We start from the raw sequence: 24,898 nt of genomic DNA on the forward strand, positions 1-24,898 counted from the left end.
CGGTTCCGGCAATCGTCTTGGCAGCTTGATCCGGAGGGGAACAGATGAGCGCACATGAGAGCATGGAGCATGCGGAGCATGCCGAGCATGCGTCCGGCGAAAACAAGAAGATCGCGCTGCTGATCGCCGTCATCGCCCTGTTCCTGGCCCTGTCCGAAACGCTCGGCAAGGGCGCGCAGACCGAATCGATCAGCAAGAACGTCGAGGCCTCGAATCTCTGGGCCTTCTTCCAGGCCAAGACCGTTCGCCGCACCGTGGTGCAGACCGCCGCCGAGCAGGGCAAACTGAGCTTGCCGGCGCTGCCTGACGAGGCGGCCAAGGCGGCGTTGCAGAAGCAGATCGACGATTGGCAGAAGAATGCCGCGCGCTATCGCTCCGAGCCCGAGACCGGCGAAGGCAGCGAGCAGTTGGCGGAGCGCGCCAAGCATGCCGAGCATGAGCGCGACGAGGCGACGGCGAAGTACCACCACTATGAGCTGGCGTCGGCTGCCTTCCAGATCGGCATCGTGCTGGCGTCGGCGACGATCATCACGGGAATGATCGTTCTGGCCTGGGCCTCCGGAGGGCTCGCGCTGATCGGTATTGCCATGACGCTGCTCGGCCTGTTCCAGCCGCATCTCTTGCATCTGCACTGAGGTCAGCGACAGCAACTGGCTTGCGACGTCGCGACCACCACTACCGCGCCTGCTGCACGCTCCTGCGGAAGCGCATGATCACGCGCAGCACGCGCGATGACCAGCCATCGGCATTGCCGTGGATGATCTCGCGGATGCGCTGCTTGATAGGATCGACCAGCGCCGCGGCTTTCCTGCGCAGCGCGAGCACGGCCTCGTAGAGCCACGCGAACCAGGACATCTGCAGCAGCTTGCTGCGCGTCACATCGAAGATGAAGGCGGTGACGCCGACACCGACGATCTTGCCGAACACGATCGTGGCCAGCGCAAACTTCCACTGCTGGTGCATCAAAAGCCACATGCCGATCAGCTTGAGCGGAAACAGCAGCACGACCGGCACGACGAAGACGATCAGGGTCAGCGCCGGCGACAGGGTCTCGATGCGCGCGGCCAGCCAGTGCTTGAAGCTACGCAGCGGTATCGCGGCGACGATGCGCGCCACGATCGGCTCGAGATGGTCCCACAGCCAGGCTTCGATCAGGAAGATGATCGCAAGCAGAACCCAGAACGGCTGAAGCAGGCGGCGCAGCATCGGACTCCATCTCCGCCAGGCCTCGCGGGTTGAGGCCGCTATGACGATACGACCTCGCGCCTTGCCGTTCGGTTCAGCGTCAAAAGCGGGCGTTTTGTCGCACCCACCGAAGGCGCCTCCGGGCGTCCATCACATATGGATGGCCCGCTTACCCACCGCAAGCGCGGCTTCCTTCACGGCCTCCGACCGTGTCGGATGCGCGTGGCAGGTGCGCGCGAGATCCTCGGCAGAGCCACCGAACTCCATCAATACGGCGGCCTCGTGAATGATTTCCCCGGCCTCGCGGCCGATGATATGGGCGCCGAGCACGCGATCCGTCTTCGCATCGGCTAGGATCTTCACGAAACCGTCAGTGGTCTGGTTGACCTTGGAACGGCCATTCGCGGTAAACGGAAACTTCCCGACGGTATAGGCGACGCCGGCCTGCTTCAGCTCGTCCTCGGTCTTGCCGACGGAGGCCACTTCGGGCGTCGTGTAGACCACGCCTGGAATGACGTCGTAGTTCACGTGCCCGGCCTGGCCCGCGAGGATCTCGGCCACCGCGACGCCCTCGTCCTCCGCCTTGTGCGCGAGCATCGGCCCTGCAACGACGTCGCCGATGGCGTAGACACCGGGCACGCTGGTCGCGAAATGATGGTCGATCTGGACGCGGCCGCGGTTGTCGAGCGCGACGCCCGCTTCCTGCAGCCCGAGTCCCTCGGTGTAGGGCACGCGGCCGATCGCCACGAGCACCACGTCGGCTTCGATCTTCTCGGCCGCGCCGCCGGCCGCCGGCTCGATCATGGCCGAGAGCGTCGTGCCAGAGGTGTCGACACCGGTCACCTTGGCGCCGAGCTTGAACGCAAAGCCCTGCTTCTCGAGGATGCGCTGAAACTGTTTTGCGATCTCGCCATCCATGCCGGGCAGGATGCGGTCGAGGAATTCGACCACGGTGACCTTGGCGCCGAGGCGGCGCCACACCGAGCCGAGTTCGAGCCCGATCACGCCGGCGCCGACCACCAAGAGCGTCGAAGGTACCTTGTCCAGCGACAGCGCTCCGGTCGAGGACACGATGCGCTTCTCATCGATCTCGATGCCCTTGAGCCGCGCGATGTCCGAGCCCGTTGCGATCACGATGTTCTTGGTCTCGACGGTCTGCACGGCGCCGTCATTTCCGGTGACCTGCAGCTTGCCGGTGCCGAGGATCTTGCCCCTGCCCACGAGCACGTCGATCTTGTTCTTCTTCATCAGGAACTCGACGCCCTTGACGTTGCCGTCAATGCCCTGCTGCTTGAAGTTCATCATCGCCGGCAGATCGATCTCGGGCTGGGGCACCTTGATGCCCATCTTGGCGAAGGAGTGCCCGGCTTCCTCGAACAGCTCCGAGGCGTGCAGCAGCGCCTTCGACGGCATGCAGCCGACATTGAGACAGGTGCCGCCGAGGGTGGCGTTCTTCTCGACCACGGCCACCTTCATGCCGAGCTGTGCTGCGCGGATGGCGCAAACATAACCACCGGGTCCGGTGCCGATGACGACGAGATCGTAGGATGCCATGATCGAATGTTCCGTAAGCTTGCAAGTCAGAGATAGCGACGGTCGTCAGCGTCCGCCCGACACGTCGAGAATGGCCGAAGTGACATAGGAAGCCTCGTCCGACAGCAGCCAGACGATGGCATTGGCGATTTCCTCCGCGGTGCCGACGCGCTTCATCGGCACCAGCGGGGCGAGACGATGGGCGCGATCGGGCTCGCCGCCGGAGGCGTGGATATCAGTGTCGATCAGCCCTGGGCGAATGGCGGCGACGCGGATGCCTTCATTGGCGACCTCATGACCGAGTCCGACGGTGAAGGAATCGATCGCGCCCTTCGACGCCGCATAATCGACGTAGGTATTCGGCGAGCCGAGCTTGGCGGCGACCGAGGACAGGTTGATGATCACGCCGCCCTGTCCGCCATGCCGCGTCGACATGCGCTTCACCGCCTCACGTGCGCACAGGATGCTGCCGGTGACGTTGACCGCCATCAAACGCTCGATGCGCTCCGCGCTCATCTCGTCGACGCGCGTGGTCGGACCGACGATGCCGGCATTGTTGATGAGCGCGCCGAGCGTGCCGAACTTGTCCGCCGCCTTGAACAGAGCGAGGATGTCGTGCTCGCGGCCGACGTCGCATTTGACTGCGATGGCCTTGCCGTTCTTGGCCTCGATCGCGGCCACCGTGCTCTGCGCGGCGGCCTCGTTGGAGGCGTAGCCGACAACGATCTTGAAGCCGCGCGATGCGGCGGCGATGGCGGTGGCGCGGCCGATGCCGCGGCTGCCGCCGGTGATCACTGCAACCCTGTCGGTCATGATGGCCCCCGTTAGGTCTGAGGCGCGCTCATGAAGCGCGCCTCATGTCTTCAGGTCGTCGCGTGCCCTCAGAGATCCAGCACGAGCCGTGCCGGATCCTCCAGGCTTTCCTTGACGCGCACCAGGAACGTCACGGCTTCCTTGCCGTCGATGACGCGGTGATCGTAGGACAGCGCCAGATACATCATCGGGCGGACTTCGATCTTGCCGCCGACCACCACCGGGCGCTCCTGGATCTTGTGCATGCCGAGGATGCCGGACTGCGGCGCGTTCAGGATCGGGGTCGACATCAGGGAGCCGTAGATGCCGCCATTGGTGATGGTGAAGGTGCCGCCCTGCATCTCGTCGATCTTGAGCTGGCCGTCACGGGCGCGGCGGCCGAAATCGGCGATGCCCTTCTCGATGTCGGCGATCGACTTGTGGTCGCAGTCGCGCACGACGGGCACGACCAGGCCCTTGTCGGTGCCGACGGCGACGCCGATGTGATAGTAGTTCTTGTAGATCAGGTCGGTGCCGTCGATCTCGGCGTTGACCGCCGGGATGTCCTTGAGCGCCTGCACCACGGCCTTGGTGAAGAAGCCCATGAAGCCGAGCTTGGAGCCGTGCTTCTTCTCGAACACGTCCTTGTACTGGCTGCGCAGCGCCATGACGTTGGTCATGTCGACCTCGTTGAAGGTCGTCAGCATCGCCGCGGTGTTCTGCACGTCCTTGAGGCGGCGCGCGATGGTCTGGCGCAGCCGCGTCATCTTCACGCGCTCCTCGCGCGCGGCGTCATCGGCCGGCGACGGCGCACGCACCTGGACCGAGGCGGCGGGCTGATTGACCGGGGTCGGCGCGGACGCGGCGCGCTCGATGGCGGCCAGCATGTCGCCCTTGGTGACGCGGCCGTCCTTGCCGGAGCCCGGAACGGTGGTCGCATCGACGCCGCTCTCGGCCGAGAGCTTGCGCACCGACGGGGCCTGCGGCGTATCGGCGGGCAGCGCCTTGGCCGGAGCGGGAGCCGCAGCCGGCGGCGGCGCGGCGGGCTTCGCGGGAGCGGGCGCAACAGCGGCAGGCTTCGCAGCAGCCGCGCCATCATTGATCTGGCCGAGCAGCGCGCCGACGGCGACCGTCTCACCATCCTTGGCGATGATCTCGCCCAAGGTGCCGGCCGAAGGCGCGGGCACCTCGATCGTGACCTTGTCGGTCTCGAGCTCGACGAGGGGCTCGTCGACCGCCACGGCGTCGCCTGCCTTCTTGAACCAGCGGCCGATGGTGGCTTCGGTGACGGATTCACCCAGCGTCGGAACGCGAATTTCAGTCATGGTCTTTATCCTCAATAACCCGTGCGGTCATAAAGCCGGTCCGCCATCGCCTTGCGGCGAGCAAGCGATGCGGGACGGACGATCAACGCGATGTACTTGCGCCCCGCCGATTGCGGGGCGCGTCAAAAAAGGCAGGTTCAGTTCAGGGCTTCGTCGAGCAGCGCCTTCAACTGGGCGAGATGCTTGGACATCAGGCCCGTGGCGGTCGCGGCCGACGCAGCACGGCCGGCATAGCGCGGACGCTTGCTCTTGCCGCCGGTCTGGTTCAGCACCCACTCGAGATACGGCTCGATGAAGTGCCACGCGCCCATGTTGCGCGGCTCTTCCTGACACCACACGACTTCTGCGTTCTTGAAGCGGCCGAGCTCGGCGACCAGCGCCTTGAGTGGCACCGGATAGAGCTGCTCGACGCGCATCAGGTAGACGTCGTTGAGCCCGCGCTTCTCGCGCTCGTCGTAGAGATCGTAATACACCTTGCCCGAGCACAGCACGATGCGGCGGATCTGGTCGTCCGGCACCAGCTTGGTCTTGTCGTCCGCCTGCATCTGGGCGTCATCGTACAGGATGCGATGGAACGTGGTGCCCTTGGCGAGCTCCTCGAGCCGCGACACCGCGCGCTTGTGGCGCAGCAGCGATTTCGGCGTCATCACGATCAGCGGCTTGCGGATCTCGCGATGCAGCTGGCGGCGCAGCACGTGGAAGTAGTTTGCCGGCGTGGTCGGATAGACCACCTGCATGTTGTCCTCGGCGCACATCTGCAGATAGCGCTCGAGGCGTGCCGAGGAATGCTCGGGGCCCTGGCCCTCATAGCCGTGCGGCAGCAGGCAGACCAGGCCGGACATGCGCAACCATTTGCGCTCGCCCGACGAGATGAACTGGTCGAACAACACCTGAGCGCCGTTGGCGAAGTCGCCGAACTGCGCCTCCCACAGGGTCAGCGCGGTCGGCTCTGCGAGCGAATAGCCGTATTCGAAGCCGAGCACGGCTTCTTCGGACAGCAGCGAGTTGATGACCTCGAAGTGGCCCTGCTCCGGCGCCAGATGGTTGAACGGCGTGTAGCGGCTCTCGTCCTCCTGGTCGATCAGGACCGAATGGCGCTGCGAGAAGGTGCCGCGCTCGCTGTCCTGGCCGGAGAGACGAACCTTGTGGCCTTCGAGCAGCAGCGAGCAGTACGCCAGCGCCTCGCCGGTCGCCCAGTCGAGCCCGATGCCGCTCTCGATCGCCTTGGCACGGTTCTCGAGGAAACGCTGGATCGTCCGATGCAGGCGGAAGCCGTCCGGTACCTTGGTGATCTTGCGGCCGATCTCCTTGAGGCGGTCGATCTCGACGCCGGTGACGCCGCGGCGCGCCTCCTCCTCCTGGTCGGCGGACTTGAAACCCGCCCACTTGCCGTCGAGCCAGTCGGCCTTGTTCGGACGATAGCTCGTGCCGGCCTCGAACTCGGCGTCGAGACGGGCGCGCCAGTCGGCCTTGGCCTTGTCGACCTCGCCCTCGGTCATCACGCCTTCGGCGACCAGCCGCTTGGAGTAGATCTCCAAGGTCGACGGATGGCCGGCGATCTTCTTGTACATCACCGGCTGGGTGAAAGCCGGCTCGTCACCTTCGTTGTGGCCATGCCTGCGGTAGCAGAACATGTCGATGACGACCGGCTTGTGGAACTTCTGCCGGAACTCGGTCGCGACCTTGGCCGCGAACACCACCGCTTCAGGATCGTCACCGTTCACGTGGAAGATCGGCGCATCGATCATCTTGGCGACGTCGGACGGATAGGGCGACGAGCGCGAATAGCGCGGATAGGTCGTGAAGCCGATCTGGTTGTTGACGATGAAATGAATCGAGCCACCGGTCCGGTAGCCTTTCAGATCCGACAGCGCGAAGCACTCCGCCACCACGCCCTGGCCGGCGAACGCAGCGTCGCCATGCATCAAGAGCGGCAGCACCGAGATGCGCATGTCGGGCGGATCGCCGTGCTGGTCCTGCTTGGCGCGGACCTTGCCGAGCACCACGGGGTCGACGATCTCGAGATGCGAGGGGTTGGCGGTCAGCGACAGGTGGATGCGATTGCCGTCGAACTCGCGGTCCGAGGAGGCGCCGAGGTGGTACTTGACGTCGCCGGAGCCTTCGACCGCGTCGGGATTGGCCGAGCCGCCCTTGAACTCGTGGAACAGCGCGCGATGCGGCTTGCCCATGACCTGGGTCAGCACGTTGAGGCGGCCGCGATGCGGCATGCCCAGCACGATCTCCTTCACGCCGAGATTGCCGCCGCGCTTGATGATCTGCTCCAGCGCCGGGATCAGCGACTCGCCGCCGTCGAGACCGAAGCGCTTGGTGCCGGTGAACTTGACGTCGCAGAACTTCTCGAAGCCTTCGGATTCGATCAGCTTCTGCAGAATCGCGCGACGGCCCTCACGGGTGAACGAGATCTCCTTGTCCGGCCCCTCGATGCGCTCCTGGATCCAGGCCTTCTGCGCCGCGTTCGTGATGTGCATGAACTCGACGCCAAGCGTCTGGCAATAGGTGCGCTCGCAGATCGCGACGATCTCGCGCAAGCTGCCGTATTCGAGGCCGAGCACGTGATCGAGGAAGATCTTGCGGTCGTAGTCGGCCTCGGTGAAACCGTAGGAACGCGGGTCCAGCTCCTCGCGGTTGCGCGGCGCCTCGATGCCGAGCGGATCGAGCTTGGCGTGGAAGTGGCCGCGCATGCGGTAGGCGCGGATCAGCATCAACGCGCGGACGGAGTCGCGGGTGGCCTGGTTGACGTCGGCCGCCGACAATTCGACGCCCTTGGCCTGAGCCTTCTGCGCAATCTTCTCGCCGACCTTCTTCTCGACGACGGCCCAGTTGCCGTCCAGCGCCGAGGTCAATTCGTCCCGGGGGGAGACCGGCCAGTTGCTGCGCGCCCAGGAGGGGCCCGACGCATTCTTCTGCACGTCGGCCGGCGCATCCTTCAGGCTCTTGAAGAACTCCTGCCATTCCGGGTCGACCGAAGCGGGATCCTTCTCGTAGCGGGCGTAGATCTCATCGATGTAGGTGGCATTGGTGCCCTGCAGAAAAGACGACAGGGCGAAGGCGGCGTTCGCATCTTGGCGAGACATGGTGGCGTCCTGGTAATTTCGATGCGCCCAATCAAAACGGCGCAATGCCTGACCCGCGGGGGACGCGGATCAGGCTCGGGTTAGGACCGTTTACCTTATTTATTGTAAATATTCGCGCCGAAAAGCACTAAGTCCTGAATCAGGATTTCAACTTTTCGACAAGCGTCTTTCCGAGCCGCGCAGGCGACGGCGACACGGTAATACCAGCCGCTTCCATCGCGGCCGTCTTCGAGCCGGCATCGCCCTTGCCGCCGGAGATGATCGCGCCGGCATGACCCATGCGACGGCCGGGAGGCGCGGTGACGCCGGCGATGAATCCCACCATCGGTTTCTTGCGACCGCGCTTGGCTTCGTCCTTGATGAACTGCGCCGCGTCCTCCTCGGCCGAGCCGCCGATCTCACCGATCATGATGATCGAGGTGGTCTTGGGGTCAGCGAGGAACATCTCGAGCATGTCGATGAACTCGGTGCCCTTGACCGGATCACCGCCGATGCCGACCGCCGTGGTCTGGCCGAGACCTTCCGAGGTGGTCTGGAACACCGCCTCGTAGGTCAGCGTGCCGGAGCGCGACACGATGCCGACCGAACCGGGCTTGAAGATGTTGGCCGGCATGATGCCGATCTTGCACTCGCCGGCGGTCATCACGCCCGGGCAGTTCGGCCCGATCAGGCGCGACTTGGAGCCCTGCAGCGAGCGCTTGACGCGGACCATGTCCAGCACCGGGATGCCCTCGGTGATGCAGACGATCAGCGGGACCTCGGCGTCGATCGCCTCGCAGATCGCGTCGGCGGCGCCCGGCGGCGGGACGTAGATCACCGAGGCGTCGGCCCCGGTGGCCTCGCGGGCCTCCTTGACGGTGTCGAACACGGGCAGGCCGAGGTGGGTCGAGCCGCCTTTGCCCGGCGACGTGCCGCCGACCATCTTGGTGCCATAGGCGATCGCCGCCTCGGAGTGGAAGGTGCCGTTCTTGCCAGTGAAGCCCTGGCAGATGACCTTGGTGTTCTTGTCGATGAGGATGGACATCGTGCTTTCTCTAAAAGCGTTGCGGTGAGGAATGAGCGAGCGCCTGGACCGGCGCTCAGCCTCCCTTGACGGCCTTGACGATCTTCTGCGCGGCGTCGTCGAGATTGTCGGCGGGCAGCACGTTCAGACCGGACTCGCTGATGATCTTCTTGCCGAGATCGACATTGGTGCCTTCGAGGCGCACCACGAGCGGCACCTTCAGGCCGACTTCCTTGACCGCGGCCACGACGCCCTCGGCGATGACATCGCACTTCATGATGCCGCCGAAGATGTTGACCAGGATGCCCTTCACGTTCGGGTCGGCGGTGATGATCTTGAACGCCGCCGCGACCTTCTCCTTGCTGGCGCCACCGCCGACGTCGAGGAAGTTGGCGGGCTCCATGCCGTAGAGCTTGATGATGTCCATCGTCGCCATGGCAAGGCCGGCGCCGTTGACCATGCAGCCGATGGTGCCGTCGAGCGCAACGTAGTTGAGGTCGTATTTGGAGGCCTCGATCTCCTTGGCATCTTCCTCGGTCTCGTCACGCAGCGCGACGACTTCCGGGTGCTTGAACAGCGCGTTGGAGTCGAACGACACCTTGGCGTCGAGCACGCGCAGCTGGCCCTGCTTGGTGACGACCAGCGGGTTGATCTCGAGCATCGCCATGTCCTTGGCGACGAACGCATTGTAGAGTTGGGTGGTGAGCTTCTCGGCCTGCTTGGCGAGGTCGCCGGAGAGCTTCAGCGCCTTGGCGACGGCGCGGCCGTGATGGCCCATGACGCCGGTGGCCGGGTCGACCGAGAAGGTCACGATCTTCTCGGGGGTCTCGTGGGCGACGTCCTCGATGTTGACGCCGCCTTCGGTCGACACCACGAAGGCGACCCTCGAGGTCTCGCGGTCGACCAGCAGCGACAGATAGAACTCCTTGTCGATATCCGAGCCGTCCTCGATGTAGAGGCGATTGACCTGCTTGCCGTCGGGGCCGGTCTGCACGGTCACCAGCGTCGCGCCCAGCATCTGCTTGGCGAAAGTGTTGACCTCGTCGATCGACTTGGCGAGGCGGACGCCACCCTTGTCGCCGGCCGAGGCCTCCTTGAACTTGCCCTTGCCACGGCCACCGGCGTGGATCTGGCTCTTCACGACCCAGACCGGGCCACCGAGCGTCTTCGCCGCCGCATCCGCGTCCTCCGGACGGAGAACCGGCACGCCCTTGGAAATCGGCACGCCGAACTCGTGCAGCAGTGCCTTGGCCTGATATTCGTGAATGTTCATAAGCGCTTGCTCCCCGAACCCGCGATGGGGTGACGACCAGAATTGTTGTTAGGATGTCTGGTATACCATATACCAAACATCCTGCAACTCGATGTGGGCGAGATTACGCCCCGTGAATGACCCCTGATCAGCGGCCGAGCAGGTCGGGCGCGATCTTCTTGCAGGCGTCGACCAGGCCCTGCACGGCGGCAACCGACTTGTCGAACGCCTCGCGGTCCTTGCCGGCGAGCTCGATCTCGACGATGCGCTCGACACCCTTGGAGCCGATCACGACGGGCACGCCGACATACATGTCCTTGACGCCGAACTCGCCGTTGAGATGCGCCGCGCAGGGCAGCACGCGCTTCTTGTCGCGCAGATAGCTCTCGGCCATTGCGATCGCCGACGCCGCCGGAGCGTAGTAGGCGGAGCCGGTCTTCAGCAGGTTGACGATCTCGGCGCCGCCGTTGCGGGTGCGATCGACGATCTCGTCGATGCGGGCCTGCGACGTCCAGCCCATCTTGACGAGGTCGGGCAGCGGAATGCCGGCAACGGTCGAGTACTTGGTCAGCGGAACCATGGTGTCGCCATGACCGCCGAGCACGAAGGCGGTGACGTCCTCGACCGAGACGTTGAACTCATCAGCCAGAAAGTAGCGGAAACGCGCCGAGTCGAGCACGCCGGCCATGCCGACGACCTTCTTGGCCGGAAGCCCCGAGGCCTTCTGCAGCGCCCAGACCATCGCGTCGAGCGGATTGGTGATGCAGATGACGAAGGCGTCGGGCGCGTACTTCTTGATGCCGGCGCCGACCTGCTCCATCACCTTCAGGTTGATCGACAAGAGGTCGTCGCGGCTCATGCCCGGCTTGCGCGGTACGCCCGCCGTAACGATGCACACCTTGGCGTTGTCGAGCGCCTCATAGGAGTTGGCACCGGTGTAGTGCGCGTCGAAGCCGTCGACCGGCGATGACTGGGCGATGTCGAGCGCCTTGCCCTGCGGAACGCCTTCGGCAATGTCGAACATCACGACGTCGCCGAGCTCCTTGAGGCCGACGAGGTGAGCCAGCGTTCCGCCGATCTGACCGGAGCCAATCAAAGCAATCTTGTCGCGCGCCATGGCAAATTTTCCTTTGAACCCGAAGGAGTGAGGGAGGTTGAAAAGTCGACTGGTGGTTATCCCTTTCGCCCCGGCCGTTCAAGTCAAGCTATGGCCAATTGACGGGCCTGCCTTCATTTCGATCAGGACCGGGCGACGGCTGCTGATGATCCTTTCAGCATGATTGGCGTGGCCTTTTCGCGGCTGTGTGCCCGGCGGCTGGCGTTCGCCAAAACTCCAGTATTTGTCAGGTTTCGACCAACCCCGTGGAAGTCCCAGATGCCGCCGAGTCCTTCCGCCCGTGCGGCAGGGCCAGATAGGAGTCCGAACCCATCTCGATCAGGCGCGAGGTGGTCCGCTTGAACTCCATGGCCTCGGTGCCCTCGGTCGCGACGTAGAGCGAAATCGGGTCGGCTTCGGCGGAGGCGATCAGCTTCACGGCGTTGTCGTAGAGCGTATCGATCAGGGTGATGAACCGCTTGGCGGCATTGCGCTCGGCCAGATCCATGACCGGAACGTGATCGATCAGGATCGTATGATAGTCGTGCGCGAGCCGCAGATAGTCCGAGGCCGCCAGCGGCTTCTCGCAGAGATCGGCAAAATCGAAGCGGGCGACGCCGTTGGCGGAGCACGGGACGTGCAGGATGCGCCCCTTGATCGTCATGTCGCGCGGCTTGCACTTGGCGTGGCCCGTGAGCCGCGCCCAGGCATTGTCGAGCGCCGCTCGCGCGTCGACATCGGCCGGCACCAGCCACATCTTCACGCCGGCCAGCTTCTCCAGCCGGAAATCGGTGCGCGCGTCCAGCCGCATCACGTCCATGTGGTCGGCAATCTGCTTGATGAAGGGCAGGAACAGCGCGCGGTTGAGGCCGCCTTTGTAGAGGTCTTCAGGCGCGACGTTGGAGGTCGCCACCACCACCGTGCCGAGCTCGAACAGCCTGGCGAACAGACGTCCCAGGATCATCGCGTCGGCGATGTCGGTGACATGGAATTCGTCGAAACAGAGCAGCCAGGCCTGATCGAAGATCGCCTGCGCCGTGAGACCGATCACATCGGCATCGGCGAGCTCGCCGCGCGCGATGTTCTGGCGGTAGCCGTAGATGCGCTCATGCACCTCGGCCATGAATTCGTGAAAATGCGCGCGGCGCTTGTGCTCGACGGGACAGTTCTGGAAGAACAGGTCCATCAGCATGGTCTTGCCGCGCCCGACCTCGCCGTGGACATAGAGGCCGTTCGGCGGCTCGCTCTTGTCGGCAAAAAGGCGGCCCAACAAGCCTTGCTTGCGCGTGGGCTTGTAGGTGGAGAGCCGGCGCTCCAGCGCCGCCAGGGCGTCGGCGACCTCGGCCTGGGCGAGGTCGGCCTCGATCGCACCGGTATCGACCAAAGACTGATATTGCGCGCGGAACGCGTCTGACGGAGTGGACAGCATGAGCCCACTCTAGGTCATGAGACTTACGCAAAATGCAATCCGCAAATGGTGGAAGCCGCCATGCGTCGGAGCCGTGTGGTCGTGGTATATGGCACGCAAACGCCGCCGTGATCGTTAGTCCGGGGCTAACGACGTTCGTCTTCGCTCCCGGCCTCAGCGAACGGCTGGCTTGAACGACCCCGCTGCAGACCTCACCCCCGGCGAGAGGTCGTAGGCGTCCTCGACCACATAGGGCCCGCCGCCGGTCGAGGCACGCGACGAAAACAGCACGAAGCGCTCGGCCATGAACACGCGGCTCGGGAAATAGCCGCGGACGGAGAGATAGTCGGCGACGTCCTGGCTCGACGCATCGTGCAGCCGCGCCAGCGTGACGTGGGGCACGAATTTGCGGCCCTCCGGATCGAGCCCGATCCGCTGCATGAGCCGCTCGAGCTCGGCCTGCAGCTCGATCAGGGGGCGGCTCGGCGCGACGTTGGCAACGACGGCGCGCGGCTTGCGGCCGCCGAAGCTGGAAAGACCCTGCACCGTCACTTCGAACGGCTTGCGGTTCACCCGCCACAGCATCGAGGCGATCTCGTTGGCGGAGGCGCCGTCAATGTCACCGATGAAACGCAACGTCACATGGTAATTTTCGGGATCGATCCAGCGGGCGCCGGGGAGGCCACCCCGCAAACCGGAAAGCGTGTGGCCAACCTCGGCCGGGATTTCCAGTCCAGTAAACAAACGCGGCATCGTTTCGGGACTCCCGATGCTGGAGGCTGATCTCGAAAATTGACGAGATCATGCCTTCGAGAAATGATCGACGACGAATCGCCAATGCATCATTCCTACCGAACTTATATGACTCCGCGACGGAAGGCGGGTTAACGCCGGTAAAAGCTGCGGAAAACCCGGTCCTTAAGGTTATCGCAAATGATCGACGCGGCGCTTCGTTCCGTCATTGCCCACGAAGCGGACGCAGGAATGCTTCCGCCGTAGGCAACAGCCTGGACACGATGATGTCGACGCCCGCCGCAGTGGGGTGGATGCCGTCGGCCTGGTTCAGCTTGGCGTCGGCGGCGACGCCATCGAGGAGGAATGGATACAGCGGCACGTCGAACTGCTTGGCGAGATCGGGGTAGATCGCGTTGAATTTCGCGGCGTAGTCGCTGCCGAAATTCGGCGGCGCCAGCATGCCGCACAGCATCACGGCGATGCCCCTAGCCTTCAGCCGGGCCACGATCTCGCTCAAAGCCTTGCGCGTCACGGCGGGATCGATGCCGCGCAGCGCGTCATTGGCGCCGAGCTCGACGATGACCGCTTCGGTCCCCTCCGGCACCGACCAGTCGAGCCGGTCGCGGCCGCCGGACGAGGTGTCCCCGGACACGCCGGCATTGGTGAGGTCGATCGGCAGCCCCTTGGCCTGCAACGCCTTCTGCAGCTTGGCTGGAAACGCATCCGAGGCGGACAGGCCGAGTCCCGCGCTCAAGGAATCGCCGAGAACGACGAGCTTGATCGGCTTGACGGCCTCGGCACCCGCGAACGCGGGCCCGACTGTCATCAAGGCGAGCATCAACACGAGTATGTGCACGAAGATATGTCCGCGCCTCTCGACCCGGCTTGCGGAGTTGCCATATGACCGAGCCATGGACAGTCTCATCGAAACCTCGCCTTTGGCCGGCCTTGCGCCGGACACCATTACCATCTCGAACGTCAACCTCTCGCTCGGCACCGGCGCGGCGCGGGTCCATATCCTCAAGGACATCAGCCTGCGGGTGGGACAGGGCGAGACGATCGGTCTGATCGGACCGTCGGGCTCTGGCAAGTCCACATTGCTGATGGTGATGGCGGGGCTGGAACGTCCTGATGGGGGTGAGGTGGTGGTCAACGGGACCGCTTTCAATGCCCTGGACGAGGACGCCCTGGCCCGGTTCCGCGGCCGCCAGGTCGGCATCGTCTTCCAGTCCTTCCATCTGATCCCGACCATGACGGCGCTGGAGAATGTCGCGGTGCCGCTGGAGCTGGCGGGCCATTCCGGCGCCGCCGAGCGCGCCGCCCGCGAGCTGGATTCGGTCGGACTCGGACACCGGCTGCACCACTATCCGACCCAGCTCTCGGGCGGCGAGCAGCAGCGCGTGGCGCTGGCGCGGGCACTTGCGCCGGACCCGGCCATTCTGGTGGCCGACGAGCCGACCGGCAATCTCGACGAGACCACCGGACGGCAGATCGTGGACCTGCTGTTCACCAAGCATGCCGAGCGCGGCATGACGCTGGTGCTGGTGACCCATGACAGCGGGCTTGCGCATCGTTGCGACCGCGTGGTCCGGCTGCGCTCGGGGCGAATCGAAGCCGACGGCGGCGCGCACGAGCCGGCCCTCGCATGACCACCGTCGCTGAACCGATCGCCGGCGGCCGCATGGCCGCGCTGCCCGTGCGCTACGCGCTGCGCGAGCTGCGGGGCGGCCTGCGCGGCTTCTACGTCTTCATCGCCTGCATCGCGCTCGGCGTGCTCGCCATTGCCGGTGTCGGCTCGGTGGCGGCGAGCCTCAACGACGGCCTGGTTCGCGAAGGACGTACGCTGCTCGGCGGCGACGTTGCCTTTTCACTGTTTCAGCGCGAGGCCAAGCCGGAGGAGATCGACTTCCTGCGCTCGCGTGGAAAGCTGTCGCTGGCAGCGACCCTGCGCGCCATGGTGCGCTCGGGCGACGCCAAGCTGGCGCTGGTCGAGCTGAAGGCGGTCGACAACGCCTATCCGCTGCTCGGCAAGGCTGAGCTCCAGCCAGATCTGCCGATGGCCGACATCCTGGCCGAGCGCGACGGCGTCTACGGAGCTGCGGCGGATCCGGCGCTGCTGGCTCGGCTCGATCTGAGGATCGGCGACACCGTCACCATCGACACGGTCCGCTTCCAGATTCGCAGCGCGCTGCAGGCCGAGCCCGACAAATTGTCCGGCGGCATCGGCCTCGGGCCACGCTTCCTGATCAGCGAGGCGGGCCTGCGGGCCACGCCGCTGCTGCAGCCGGGCAGCCTGGTGCGCTGGACCTACCGGGTCCGGCTGCCCGACAATGCCAAGGACGACCACGCCGCGGCGTCCTTCATCGCCGATACCCGCCTGACGCTGCCCTCGGCCGGATGGGAGATCCGCAGCCGCAGCAACGCCTCGCCGCAACTGGAGCGGACGATCGGCCGCTTCACCCAGTTCCTCACCCTGGTCGGTCTCGCCGCCCTGCTGGTCGGCGGCGTCGGCGTCGCCAATGCGGTCAAGAGCCATGTCGACCGCCGGACCGAGGTGATCGCGGCCTTCAAGGCCCTCGGCGCCACCAGCCGCGACGTGTTCGGCATCTACCTCGTGCAGGTGATGGTGCTCGCCACGATCGGTTCGATCGTCGGCCTCAGCGCCGGGGCGGCCCTGCCGTTTGCCATCGTCGGGCTGTTCGGCAACATCCTGCCGCTGCCCGTGATCCCGGCTATTCATTCGGATGAGCTGGCGCTGTCCTTCGTCTATGGTCTGCTCACCGCACTGGCGTTCGGTCTGTGGCCGCTCGGGCGCGTACGCGACGTGCCGGTGGCGGCGTTGTTCCGCGAGGCGGTTATCGCCGAATGGCACCGTCCGCGCTGGAGCTATCTGGTGCTGATCGCGGGCACCGTCGCGCTGCTGATCGCGGTCGTGATCGGCCTGTCCTACGACAAGCGCATCGCAGCCGTGTTCGTCGTCGCCGCCGCGCTGGTGTTCGTGCTGTTGCGCGGCATTGCCGCCGCGGTGATGGCGATTGCGCGCGCCCTGCCGCGCAGCCGCTTCCCGATGCTGCGGCTGGCGGTCAGCAATATCTATCGCCCGGGCGCGCTGACACCGTCCGTGGTGCTCTCGCTCGGGCTGGGACTCGCCGTGCTGGTCACGATTACCCAGATCGACGGCAATCTGCGACGCCAGTTCCTGGCTCAACTGCCGGAACAGGCGCCGTCGTTTTTCTTCATCGACGTCCCCTCCGGCGAGGCCGACCGCTTCCGCGACTTCCTCAAGGACCTCGCCCCTCAATCCACTGTCGAAGACGTGCCGATGCTGCGCGGGCGCATCGTCTCCGCCCGCGGCGTGCGCGCCGAGGACCTCAAGGCGACGACGGACACCGAATGGGTGCTGCAGAGCGACCGGGGCCTGACCTATACCGCCGAGGTTCCCAAAGGATCCAAGGTCGTCGAGGGCGAGTGGTGGGGCGAGACCTACAGCGGCCCGCCGCTGGTTTCGATCGAGAAGCGGATCGCCGACGGTCTCGGCCTCAAGCTCGGTGACGACATCGTGGTCAACGTGCTCGGACGCGACATCACGGCGCGGATCGGCAACATGCGCACCATCGACTGGCAGGGGCTCGGCATCAATTTCGTGCTGGTGTTCTCCCCGAATGCCTTCAAGGGAGCGCCGCACACCCATGTCGCCACCCTCACCGAGTCGCGCTCCGATACCGCCGAGGATGCCCGTGTCATCCGCAAGGTGGCCGACGCCTTCCCGATGGTGACCAGCGTGCGGGTCCGCGAGGTGATGGAGACGGTGGGCTCGGTGGTCTCCAACCTCGCGCTCGCCATCCGCGGCGCCAGTGCGGTGACGCTGATCTCGGCCATCCTGGTGCTGGGTGGCGCGCTGGCGGCCGGCCACCGCCACCGGGTCTATGATGCCGTCATCCTGAAGACCCTGGGCGCGACGAGGCTGCGGCTGCTCGGCGCCTACGCGCTGGAATATCTGATGATCGGGTTTGCCACCGCCGCGTTCGGCGTCATCGCCGGCTCGGTGTCCGCCTGGCTGATCGTGACCCGGCTGATGACGTTGAGCTTCGCCTGGCAGGCCGGCAGCGCCGCGCTGGTCGTCGTGGCCGCGCTGATCGTGACGGTCGGCCTCGGTCTGGCCGGCACTCTGCTGGCGCTCAACCAGAAACCGGCGACGGTTCTTCGGAATCTGTAGCGGCTTGCGCGCTCATGCCGCACGGTTAACGCGATTTCTGCGGCTGGGACGCGCGCGGAGCGACATTCAGCCGCGCGTGGAAGCTTGCGGCGGATATGCTAGTTTCCCATCTAGGGAATGGGCTCAGAGACCTGCCAAAAGATGGCGAATTTGCCGATGACGCAAATTTAATATCTGCAGCAGCGGGTATGAGATAGGGTTTTTCGAGAACCGGCCGAAGGTCCTGTCAGGACCGGGCTGCCGGGCAACCAACGGGAATCGACCATGTCGGACCTAGACCGCAACTATGCTTCACCCTTTGGCCGGGTGGCCGGGCGCGCCGATGCCGCGACCGTCGACGCCGGTCTGCGCGCCTACATGCTGCGCATCTACAATTACATGAGCATCGGCCTGGCCATCACCGGCCTTGCGGCACTGGGCGTCTACATGGCGTCGGTGACCGGCGATCCGGCGGCCGGCGTGTTCAAGTTCGGCAACGCCTATCTGACGCAGTTCGGCTACGCGATGTTCGTGAGCCCGCTGAAGTGGCTGTTCATCCTGGCCCCCCTGGTCATGGTGTTCGCGATCTCGGCCGGCATCAACCGCTTGGCGCCGTCGACCGCGCAGATCCTGTTCTGGGTGTTCTCGGCCTTGATGGGCATCTCGCTGTCGTCGATCTTCCTGGTGTACACCCACACCTCGATCGTGCGGGTGTTCTTCATCACCGCGGCGACGTTCGGCGCGCTGAGCCTCTACGGCTACACGACCAAGCGTGACATGACGGGCATGGGCTCGTTCCTGTTCATGGGCCTGATCGGCATCGTGCTGGCGAGCCTCGTGAACCTTTTCCTGGCGAGCTCGATGCTGCAGTTCATCGTCTCGGTGATCGGCGTGTTCGTGTTCGCCGGCCTGACCGCCTGGGACACGCAGCGTCTGAAGAACGAGTACATCTACGGCTACGCTTCCGCGGGCGGCGACATCGCGGAGCGCGCGGCAATCACCGGCGCCCTGTCGCTGTACTTGAACTTCATCAACCTGTTCACGCTGCTGCTGCAGTTGCTCGGACAGCGCGACTGATCCAACCGCTCGAACGAGCGACCTTCGAAGCCCCGGCCTCACCGCCGGGGCTTTTCGTTTGCACAAACCCCGATTGCGACCGACGCAAAACCGCAGCGGCAGCCATGCCGCGAGGCCGGATTGATCGCCGCGTCCGCCTGGGTATGCTTCCACCCCATGTCCGACATTGAAATCCGGCCCACCCAGGAGGCCGACCTTCCCGCCATCACCGCTATCTACGGCCAAGCCGTCCGCGAGGGCACGGCCACCTTTGAGCTCGACCCTCCGGATCTGGCGGAGATGACGCGCCGCTTCCGGGCGCTCCGCGACGGCGGCTTCCCCTATTTCGCTGCCCTGCTGGACGGAGAGGTGGTGGGCTATGCCTATGCCGGGCCCTACCGGCCCCGCCCTGCCTATCGCTTCACGGTGGAGAACTCGGTCTATCTCGCTCCCGCCAGCCAGCGTCGCGGCATCGGGATGCGCCTGATGCGGCGGCTGATCGACGCCTGTGAGGAGGGAGGCTTTCGCCAGATGATCGCCGTCATCGGCGACTCCGCCAATTCCGGCTCGGTCGGGCTGCATACCGCCTGCGGCTTCCAGATGATCGGCACCCACCCGAGCGTCGGCCTGAAATTCGGCCGCTGGCTCGATACTGTGATGATGCAGCGCCCGCTCGGGGCCGGGAGCAGCGACGTCCCGGCGTAAGGCAGCGCCAGTCGGAAGGTCATGATCAACCCGGTGCGCGTGGGATCAGACCAGGGCTGGTTTGGGCGCGATCACCAGCAGCACGCGCTCGAGCTCGTGGCCGCGGCGCAGGATCAGCCCGGTGGCCGAGATCACGCTGTACATGCCCTGCTTGCGTGCGAGACGCGGATCCTTCTCGATGCGGTAGATCGGCACCTCGGACGCCCGGCGAAACACGGAGAAGACGGCCCGGTCACGCAGGAAGTCGATTGAATAGTCGCGCCACTCACCGTCGGCGACCATGCGGCCGTAGAGGTTCAGGATGCGGTTCAGCTCCAGGCGGTCGAACGTCACCCGGTTCGGCGCTGCGGCCGCACTGCGCGCCGCCGCGCGGTTCTCGCTGGGGTCGGCGTCCTCCGGCGTGAGGTTCATTGGCGTCCTCCTGTCATCGGTGCGACATGATCGCGCCATCCGGCAGAAGCCGCAAGGGGCCGTTTTCGTTGTCGAAGTTCGACCGAGCCTGCGAGGTCATCGGTTCCGCGAACACGCAAGCGTCACGGGATCGTTAGCAGAATCATAATCGCGCCGTCTTTCCGCCCACCGACCGCCCCCGACCTTCGGCATAAGATTCGTGTGCGTTGGCCCGGTCCTTTCGGTTCCGGATTCCTCAGCCCCCAGCCCCCCGGGGTCGTCAGGATCGGGTCTATTCACAAGTAAGGCAAAGGGCCAACGCAAGTTGGTCCTTTTGCTTTTCTGGCGTGAGCTGCACGTACGATTGTCGGGACGCGCCGTCGCACGGACGTGACGCGCCCAACGCAGGTCAGCGAAAACGAAGATCAGGACGACGGAAGATCAGCGCTCGGGACCGCGCGCCGTTGCTGAAGCCCGTCCGCCCAACGGCAACTCGGAAAAGGCGGCCCCGAGCATCGGCCCAGGGCGGTCGCGACTGCCGTCCTGCACATAGACGACGGTGCCATCGACGCCCTCGCGGGCGATCTTCTCCAGCGGCACGCTCCATCTGACCGGCGACCCATTCCAGTCACCCAGCTTCTGAAGCCCGCGAACGACGTTGTAATAGGTCAGATCACGGCCGCTGTTCTCGCCGCGGCCGACCGAGATCGGGACCACCCGCGAGATCGAGCAGACCCAGACCTCGCCGTGCTTGCGCGGCATCTGGTCGTTGGCCGCGGCCACGGAGACAGTAAGGTCCTGGCCGTCGACCGACAGCCTCACCGGCACCGACATCACGCTGCCACCCTGGACGGTCTCCTCGATGGCGCCCTCGATCGCCTCGCGGTCGCTGCCGATCACATGCACGGAGCCGTTGACCACCGCCTGCGGCGTATAGACCTCGCGGTCGCCGCGCGCACGAGAATAGGCCCGCTGCCGGGCCGTGAAGCGGGAGTCGGCCAGCGTGTCCTTCCAGCCGAGATAGTCCCAGTAGTCGATCGGCAGCGACAGCGCGATGACCGAAGGATCTCTGGCGAGCTCGCCGAGGATCTTGTCAGCCGGCGGGCAGGACGAACAGCCTTGCGAGGTGAAGAGTTCGATCACCGCACGGGGATCGGACGCAGCTGGCCGGACGAAAGCGATGACCGCACAGACACTCAGCGCTGCGCGCGACCACCACGACATCTGTCCACTCATCGCCACTGTCCCGTCTGGACCACCGTCCGCTGCGCCCTGTGCATCACTGCATCCGCGATGCCGTCCTCGTAGTTAACAAACCGAAAATGCAAAAGAGGCGGCCTTTGTCATAGGCCGCCTCCTTCATCACCCGCTACTCACTTCAGAGTGAGCCAAACTGTCGCATCGCGCGTTGGTTAAGCGGCGAGCTTGCGCAGCACGTAGTGCAGGATGCCGCCGTTGCGGTAGTAGTCGAGCTCGTCGAGCGTATCGATCCGGCAGAGCAGCGGCACCTGCTGCGCCGCGCCGTCGGCCGAGACGATCTCGGCGGTCAGGGTTTGGCGCGGCTTCAGGTCGCCTTGCAGGCCCTTGATGGTAACCTTCTCGTCGCCCTTGAGGCCGAGCGAGGACCAGGACGTGCCTTCCTGGAAGGTGAGCGGCAGCACGCCCATACCTACCAGATTGGAGCGATGGATGCGCTCGAAGCTCTGGCAGATCACGGCGCGGACGCCCAGCAGCCGGGTACCTTTGGCGGCCCAGTCGCGCGACGAACCGTTGCCGTATTCGGCGCCGGCGAACACCACCAGCGGCACACCCTCTTCCTGATACTTCATCGCGGCGTCGTAGATCGACATCTGCTCGCCGTCGGGCCAGTGCTTGGTCAGGCCGCCCTCGGGAATGTTGCCGTCGGCACCCTTGAGCATGAAGTTCTTGATGCGGATGTTGGCGAAGGTGCCGCGCATCATGATCTCGTGATTGCCGCGGCGCGTGCCATACTGGTTGAAGTCCGCCGGGCGGACCTGGTGTTCGCTAAGGAACTTGCCGGCAGGCGAAGTCAGCTTGATCGAACCGGCCGGCGAGATGTGGTCGGTCGTGATCTTGTCGCCGAACAGCGCCAGCACGCGGGCCTCGACGATGTCCTTGATCGGCTCGGGCTCCTTCTTCATGCCCTCGAAATACGGCGGGTTCTGCACGTAGGTCGACGACATGTTCCAGCGATAGGTCTCGCTCTCGACCGTCTTGATCTTGCGCCAGTTGGTGTCGCCCTTGAACACGTCGGCGTAGCGCTTCTTGAAGATCGACGCCTTGACGAACTTCTTGACGAAGTCGTTGACCTCCTTGGTCGTCGGCCAGATGTCCTTCAGGTAGACCGGCTTCTTGTCCTTGCCGATGCCGATCGGCTCGACCGAAAGATCCTTGGTCACGGTGCCGGCCAGCGCATAGGCCACGACCAGCGGCGGCGAGGCCAGATAGTTGGCCTGCACGTCCGGCGAGACGCGGCCTTCGAAGTTGCGGTTACCCGACAGCACGGCCGCCGCGACCACGCCGTTGTCGTTGATCGACTTCGAGATCTCCTCCGGCAGCGGGCCGGAATTGCCGATGCAGGTGGTGCAGCCGAATCCGACGAGGTTGAAGCCGACCTTGTCGAGGTCCTTCTGCAGGCCCGAGTTGGCAAGGTATTCGGCAACCACCTGACTGCCGGGAGCGAGGGAGGTCTTCACCCACGGCTTGGCCTTGAGGCCCTTGGCGGCGGCGTTGCGGGCCAAGAGGCCGGCGCCGATCAGCACGCTCGGATTCGAGGTGTTGGTGCAGGAGGTGATGGCGGCGATGACGACGTCGCCATGGCCGATGTCGAAGTCCTTGCCCTCGACCGGGAAGCGCTGCGCAGCGTCGGGCTTCTTGTACTCCCCAGCCAGCGCGGTCGCGAAGCCTTCGGCCACCGCCGGCAGCGCGATGCGGCCTTCGGGACGCTTCGGACCGGCCATCGACGGCACGACGTCGGCGAGATCGAGGGTCAGCGTCTGCGTGAACACCGGGTCCGGCGACTTGGCAGTGCGGAACAGACCCTGCGCCTTGGCATAGGCCTCGACCAGCGCGACGCGCGGCGCCTTGCGACCCGAGGTCTTGAGATAGTCGATGGTGGCGGCGTCAACCGGGAAGAAGCCGCAGGTCGCGCCGTATTCCGGAGCCATGTTGGCAATGGTCGACTTGTCGGCGACCGAGAGATGGTCGAGGCCGGGGCCGAAGAACTCGACGAACTTGCCGACCACGCCGAGCTTGCGCAGCATCTGGGTGACGGTCAGCACCAGGTCGGTCGCGGTCACGCCTTCCTTCAACGCGCCGGTCAGCTTGAAGCCGACGACGTCGGGCAGCAGCATCGACAGCGGCTGGCCGAGCATGCAGGCCTCGGCCTCGATGCCGCCAACGCCCCAGCCGAGCACGGCGAGGCCATTGACCATGGTGGTGTGGGAGTCAGTGCCGACCAGCGAATCCGGATAGGCGACCTCGAAGGTGCCCTTGGTGCGGCCGATCGTCATCTTCTCCTTCTTGGTCCAGACCGTCTGCGCCAGGTATTCGAGGTTGACCTGGTGGCAGATGCCGGTGCCGGGCGGCACGACGGAGAAGTTCGAGAACGCCTTCTGGCCCCATTTCAGGAATTCGTAACGCTCCTGGTTCTGCTTGTACTCCTCGGCGACGTTCTTGCCGAACGCCTTGTTGTCACCGAAGTAGTTCACGATCACCGAGTGGTCGATGACGAGATCGACCGGCACCAGCGGGTTGATCTTCTCGGCATCGCCGCCGAGCTTCTGCATTGCGTTGCGCATCGCCGCGAGGTCGACCACCGCCGGCACGCCGGTGAAATCCTGCATCAGCACGCGCGCCGGGCGGAAGGCGATCTCATGTTCCAGCGACTTCTTGCGCAGCCATTTGGACACTGCGACGATGTCGTCCTTGGTGACGGTGCGGCCGTCCTCGTTGCGCAGCAGGTTCTCGAGCAGCACCTTCATCGAATACGGCAGCTTGGAGATGTCCTTGAGACCGTTCTTCTCGGCTGTGGGCAAGCTGTAATAGATGTAGCTCTTCGTTCCGACCTTGAGGGTCTTGCGACACTTGAAGCTGTCGAGCGAGGTCATGCGTGGAAATCCCAATTGATCTGTATACCCGGAGGGGGTATTTAAGAACCGTCAGCGCGAGGCGCCGAATGGCTTGCAGCGGGCGATTGTGTGCTGCATCAAGGTCGGGCTTATAGAAGCTTTCTAACTGCGCCGCCACAGAGACAAGCAAGTCCCGACGTGGCATCACCCACAAATTCTCACGCGCTAGCCATCAATTCCCTAGGGGCTGTCACGACGGGCCATGCAGGCGACTTCAACATTGTCTCCGAAGCTGTTCGGCCGCGACGTCAGGTGCGTGCGCGGCGGTCGCGAGGTGTTCGCAGGACTAGCCTTCGAAGCAGTCGCGGGCGAGGCGCTGGCGGTGACCGGACACAATGGTGCGGGCAAGACATCACTGCTGCGGTTGATTGCCGGTCTGCTGCTGCCGGCGGGCGGCTCCATCGCCATCGAGGGCGGTGAGAGCGAGCTCACGGTGCCCGAGCAGGCGCATTATCTCGGCCACCGCGACGCGCTGAAGCCGGCGCTCAGCGTGCGCGAAAACCTGACCTTCTGGGCCGAATTCCTCGGCGGCGGCATCACGCGGCCGATCCCCGACTGCCTCGCGGCCGTCGGCATCGCCCACGCCATCGACCTGCCCGCCGCCTATCTGTCCGCCGGCCAGCGCCGCCGGCTGTCGCTGGCCCGCCTGCTCGCGGTGCCGCGCCTGCTCTGGCTGCTCGATGAACCGACCGCGGCGCTCGACGTCGCGGGGCAGGCGATGTTCGCGGGGCTGATGCGGGAGCATCTCGCCGGGGGTGGGCTGATTGTCGCGGCGACGCACGGCCCGCTCGGCATCGACACACGCGAGCTGCGGATCGGGGAGGCTCGATGATTCCCTCTCTCCTCTTCGCAGTCCCACCCACCGCTCTCTCCGTTCCCGCCCCCCTTGTGGGGGAAGGTCAGGGACGGGGGTGCCCCACGACGCGCTCTAACTTGTTTGACGAGATTCGGTCGCACCAACCAACGTCCCATCGGCG

General features: G+C 65.2%; 20 protein-coding genes. 6 read left to right on the forward strand and 14 right to left on the reverse strand.

Going from position 1 to position 24,898, the window contains the following annotated elements:
* Window positions 1-44 precede the first annotated feature (44 nt).
* Window positions 45-635 carry a DUF4337 domain-containing protein gene (locus QW887_RS32430; protein WP_315715931.1) on the forward strand — a complete coding sequence of 197 codons (591 nt, stop codon included), beginning with the start codon at window positions 45-47 and terminating at the stop codon, window positions 633-635.
* Between the two features lie 40 nt (window positions 636-675).
* On the opposite strand, the gene QW887_RS32435 is transcribed toward QW887_RS32430, so the two are convergent.
* The 11 genes from QW887_RS32435 to QW887_RS32485 form a co-directional block, all read right to left on the reverse strand.
* Window positions 676-1,206, reverse strand: a complete 531-nt coding sequence (locus QW887_RS32435) for a hypothetical protein (protein ID WP_315715930.1) — start codon at window positions 1,204-1,206, stop codon at window positions 676-678.
* A 129-nt stretch (window positions 1,207-1,335) separates the two neighbouring features.
* Window positions 1,336-2,739, reverse strand: coding sequence for a dihydrolipoyl dehydrogenase (gene lpdA / locus QW887_RS32440; RefSeq protein ID WP_316173392.1), 1,404 nt, complete (start codon window positions 2,737-2,739; stop codon window positions 1,336-1,338).
* Between the two features lie 45 nt (window positions 2,740-2,784).
* Window positions 2,785-3,531: an SDR family oxidoreductase gene (locus QW887_RS32445; protein WP_315715928.1), complete on the reverse strand. Its 747-nt coding sequence runs from the start codon at window positions 3,529-3,531 to the stop codon at window positions 2,785-2,787.
* Window positions 3,532-3,599: 68 nt separating this feature from the next.
* Window positions 3,600-4,835 carry a 2-oxoglutarate dehydrogenase complex dihydrolipoyllysine-residue succinyltransferase gene (gene odhB, locus QW887_RS32450; protein ID WP_316195940.1) on the reverse strand — a complete coding sequence of 412 codons (1,236 nt, stop codon included), beginning with the start codon at window positions 4,833-4,835 and terminating at the stop codon, window positions 3,600-3,602.
* Between the two features lie 137 nt (window positions 4,836-4,972).
* Entirely contained in the window at window positions 4,973-7,930 is a 2,958-nt protein-coding gene (locus QW887_RS32455) for a 2-oxoglutarate dehydrogenase E1 component (protein WP_315750632.1), read from the reverse strand.
* A 139-nt stretch (window positions 7,931-8,069) separates the two neighbouring features.
* Window positions 8,070-8,954, reverse strand: coding sequence for a succinate--CoA ligase subunit alpha (sucD, locus tag QW887_RS32460; RefSeq protein ID WP_172184319.1), 885 nt, complete (start codon window positions 8,952-8,954; stop codon window positions 8,070-8,072).
* Window positions 8,955-9,009: 55 nt separating this feature from the next.
* The gene (gene sucC, locus QW887_RS32465) at window positions 9,010-10,206 is read right to left on the reverse strand and encodes an ADP-forming succinate--CoA ligase subunit beta (protein WP_315715925.1); all 1,197 of its coding nucleotides are present in this window, start codon (window positions 10,204-10,206) and stop codon (window positions 9,010-9,012) included.
* 127 nt (window positions 10,207-10,333) lie between these two features.
* Entirely contained in the window at window positions 10,334-11,302 is a 969-nt protein-coding gene (mdh, locus tag QW887_RS32470; RefSeq protein WP_009031546.1) for a malate dehydrogenase, read from the reverse strand.
* 226 nt (window positions 11,303-11,528) lie between these two features.
* Window positions 11,529-12,710, reverse strand: coding sequence for a cell division protein ZapE (gene zapE, locus QW887_RS32475; RefSeq protein ID WP_316167766.1), 1,182 nt, complete (start codon window positions 12,708-12,710; stop codon window positions 11,529-11,531).
* Between the two features lie 153 nt (window positions 12,711-12,863).
* Window positions 12,864-13,442 carry an RNA 2',3'-cyclic phosphodiesterase gene (thpR, locus tag QW887_RS32480; protein WP_315715923.1) on the reverse strand — a complete coding sequence of 193 codons (579 nt, stop codon included), beginning with the start codon at window positions 13,440-13,442 and terminating at the stop codon, window positions 12,864-12,866.
* 205 nt (window positions 13,443-13,647) lie between these two features.
* Window positions 13,648-14,280: an arylesterase gene (locus QW887_RS32485; protein WP_315750842.1), complete on the reverse strand. Its 633-nt coding sequence runs from the start codon at window positions 14,278-14,280 to the stop codon at window positions 13,648-13,650.
* A gap of 55 nt (window positions 14,281-14,335) precedes the next feature.
* On the opposite strand from QW887_RS32485, the gene QW887_RS32490 reads away from it, so the two are divergent.
* From QW887_RS32490 to QW887_RS32505, 4 genes are all read left to right on the forward strand, one after another.
* Window positions 14,336-15,073 carry an ABC transporter ATP-binding protein gene (locus tag QW887_RS32490; RefSeq protein ID WP_315750630.1) on the forward strand — a complete coding sequence of 246 codons (738 nt, stop codon included), beginning with the start codon at window positions 14,336-14,338 and terminating at the stop codon, window positions 15,071-15,073.
* A complete protein-coding gene (locus QW887_RS32495; protein WP_316195944.1) occupies window positions 15,070-17,640 on the forward strand; it encodes an ABC transporter permease in 2,571 nt (856 codons plus the stop codon). Before QW887_RS32490 ends, QW887_RS32495 begins: the two co-directional genes overlap by 4 nt.
* A 264-nt stretch (window positions 17,641-17,904) precedes the next feature.
* Window positions 17,905-18,696, forward strand: coding sequence for a Bax inhibitor-1/YccA family protein (locus QW887_RS32500; protein WP_250172563.1), 792 nt, complete (start codon window positions 17,905-17,907; stop codon window positions 18,694-18,696).
* Window positions 18,697-18,852: 156 nt separating this feature from the next.
* Window positions 18,853-19,380, forward strand: coding sequence for a GNAT family N-acetyltransferase (locus tag QW887_RS32505; protein ID WP_315716183.1), 528 nt, complete (start codon window positions 18,853-18,855; stop codon window positions 19,378-19,380).
* Window positions 19,381-19,425: 45 nt separating this feature from the next.
* On the opposite strand, the gene QW887_RS32510 is transcribed toward QW887_RS32505, so the two are convergent.
* From QW887_RS32510 to acnA, 3 genes are all read right to left on the reverse strand, one after another.
* Entirely contained in the window at window positions 19,426-19,791 is a 366-nt protein-coding gene (locus QW887_RS32510; RefSeq protein WP_315715918.1) for a DUF2794 domain-containing protein, read from the reverse strand.
* A 420-nt stretch (window positions 19,792-20,211) separates the two neighbouring features.
* The gene (locus QW887_RS32515; protein ID WP_315716182.1) at window positions 20,212-20,994 is read right to left on the reverse strand and encodes a DUF1223 domain-containing protein; all 783 of its coding nucleotides are present in this window, start codon (window positions 20,992-20,994) and stop codon (window positions 20,212-20,214) included.
* A 188-nt stretch (window positions 20,995-21,182) separates the two neighbouring features.
* Complete coding sequence (gene acnA, locus QW887_RS32520; RefSeq protein WP_315825773.1) at window positions 21,183-23,900, reverse strand: aconitate hydratase AcnA; 2,718 nt, start codon at window positions 23,898-23,900, stop codon at window positions 21,183-21,185.
* 223 nt (window positions 23,901-24,123) lie between these two features.
* Between acnA and ccmA the strand changes: the two genes are divergently transcribed.
* A complete protein-coding gene (gene ccmA / locus QW887_RS32525) occupies window positions 24,124-24,753 on the forward strand; it encodes a heme ABC exporter ATP-binding protein CcmA (RefSeq protein ID WP_315715916.1) in 630 nt (209 codons plus the stop codon).
* Window positions 24,754-24,898: the final 145 nt, after the last annotated feature.

Origin of the sequence: Bradyrhizobium sp. SZCCHNRI3052, assembly GCF_032484895.1 — a bacterium.
Classification (GTDB): domain Bacteria; phylum Pseudomonadota; class Alphaproteobacteria; order Rhizobiales; family Xanthobacteraceae; genus Bradyrhizobium.

Excerpts from the sequence above, each read along its gene's own strand:
- QW887_RS32435 (WP_315715930.1), bottom strand. The coding sequence starts at position 1,206 with ATGCTGCGCCGCCTGCTTCAGCCGTTCTGGGTTCTGCTTGCGATCATC.
- thpR (WP_315715923.1), bottom strand. The coding sequence starts at position 13,442 with ATGCCGCGTTTGTTTACTGGACTGGAAATCCCGGCCGAGGTTGGCCAC.
- QW887_RS32455 (WP_315750632.1), bottom strand. The coding sequence starts at position 7,930 with ATGTCTCGCCAAGATGCGAACGCCGCCTTCGCCCTGTCGTCTTTTCTG.
- acnA (WP_315825773.1), bottom strand. The coding sequence starts at position 23,900 with ATGACCTCGCTCGACAGCTTCAAGTGTCGCAAGACCCTCAAGGTCGGA.
- ccmA (WP_315715916.1), top strand. The coding sequence starts at position 24,124 with ATGCAGGCGACTTCAACATTGTCTCCGAAGCTGTTCGGCCGCGACGTC.
- QW887_RS32515 (WP_315716182.1), bottom strand. The coding sequence starts at position 20,994 with ATGTCGTGGTGGTCGCGCGCAGCGCTGAGTGTCTGTGCGGTCATCGCT.
- QW887_RS32510 (WP_315715918.1), bottom strand. The coding sequence starts at position 19,791 with ATGAACCTCACGCCGGAGGACGCCGACCCCAGCGAGAACCGCGCGGCG.
- QW887_RS32445 (WP_315715928.1), bottom strand. The coding sequence starts at position 3,531 with ATGACCGACAGGGTTGCAGTGATCACCGGCGGCAGCCGCGGCATCGGC.
- QW887_RS32505 (WP_315716183.1), top strand. The coding sequence starts at position 18,853 with ATGTCCGACATTGAAATCCGGCCCACCCAGGAGGCCGACCTTCCCGCC.
- zapE (WP_316167766.1), bottom strand. The coding sequence starts at position 12,710 with ATGCTGTCCACTCCGTCAGACGCGTTCCGCGCGCAATATCAGTCTTTG.
- QW887_RS32495 (WP_316195944.1), top strand. The coding sequence starts at position 15,070 with ATGACCACCGTCGCTGAACCGATCGCCGGCGGCCGCATGGCCGCGCTG.
- QW887_RS32500 (WP_250172563.1), top strand. The coding sequence starts at position 17,905 with ATGTCGGACCTAGACCGCAACTATGCTTCACCCTTTGGCCGGGTGGCC.
- sucC (WP_315715925.1), bottom strand. The coding sequence starts at position 10,206 with ATGAACATTCACGAATATCAGGCCAAGGCACTGCTGCACGAGTTCGGC.
- sucD (WP_172184319.1), bottom strand. The coding sequence starts at position 8,954 with ATGTCCATCCTCATCGACAAGAACACCAAGGTCATCTGCCAGGGCTTC.
- odhB (WP_316195940.1), bottom strand. The coding sequence starts at position 4,835 with ATGACTGAAATTCGCGTTCCGACGCTGGGTGAATCCGTCACCGAAGCC.
- QW887_RS32430 (WP_315715931.1), top strand. The coding sequence starts at position 45 with ATGAGCGCACATGAGAGCATGGAGCATGCGGAGCATGCCGAGCATGCG.
- mdh (WP_009031546.1), bottom strand. The coding sequence starts at position 11,302 with ATGGCGCGCGACAAGATTGCTTTGATTGGCTCCGGTCAGATCGGCGGA.
- QW887_RS32490 (WP_315750630.1), top strand. The coding sequence starts at position 14,336 with ATGGACAGTCTCATCGAAACCTCGCCTTTGGCCGGCCTTGCGCCGGAC.
- lpdA (WP_316173392.1), bottom strand. The coding sequence starts at position 2,739 with ATGGCATCCTACGATCTCGTCGTCATCGGCACCGGACCCGGTGGTTAT.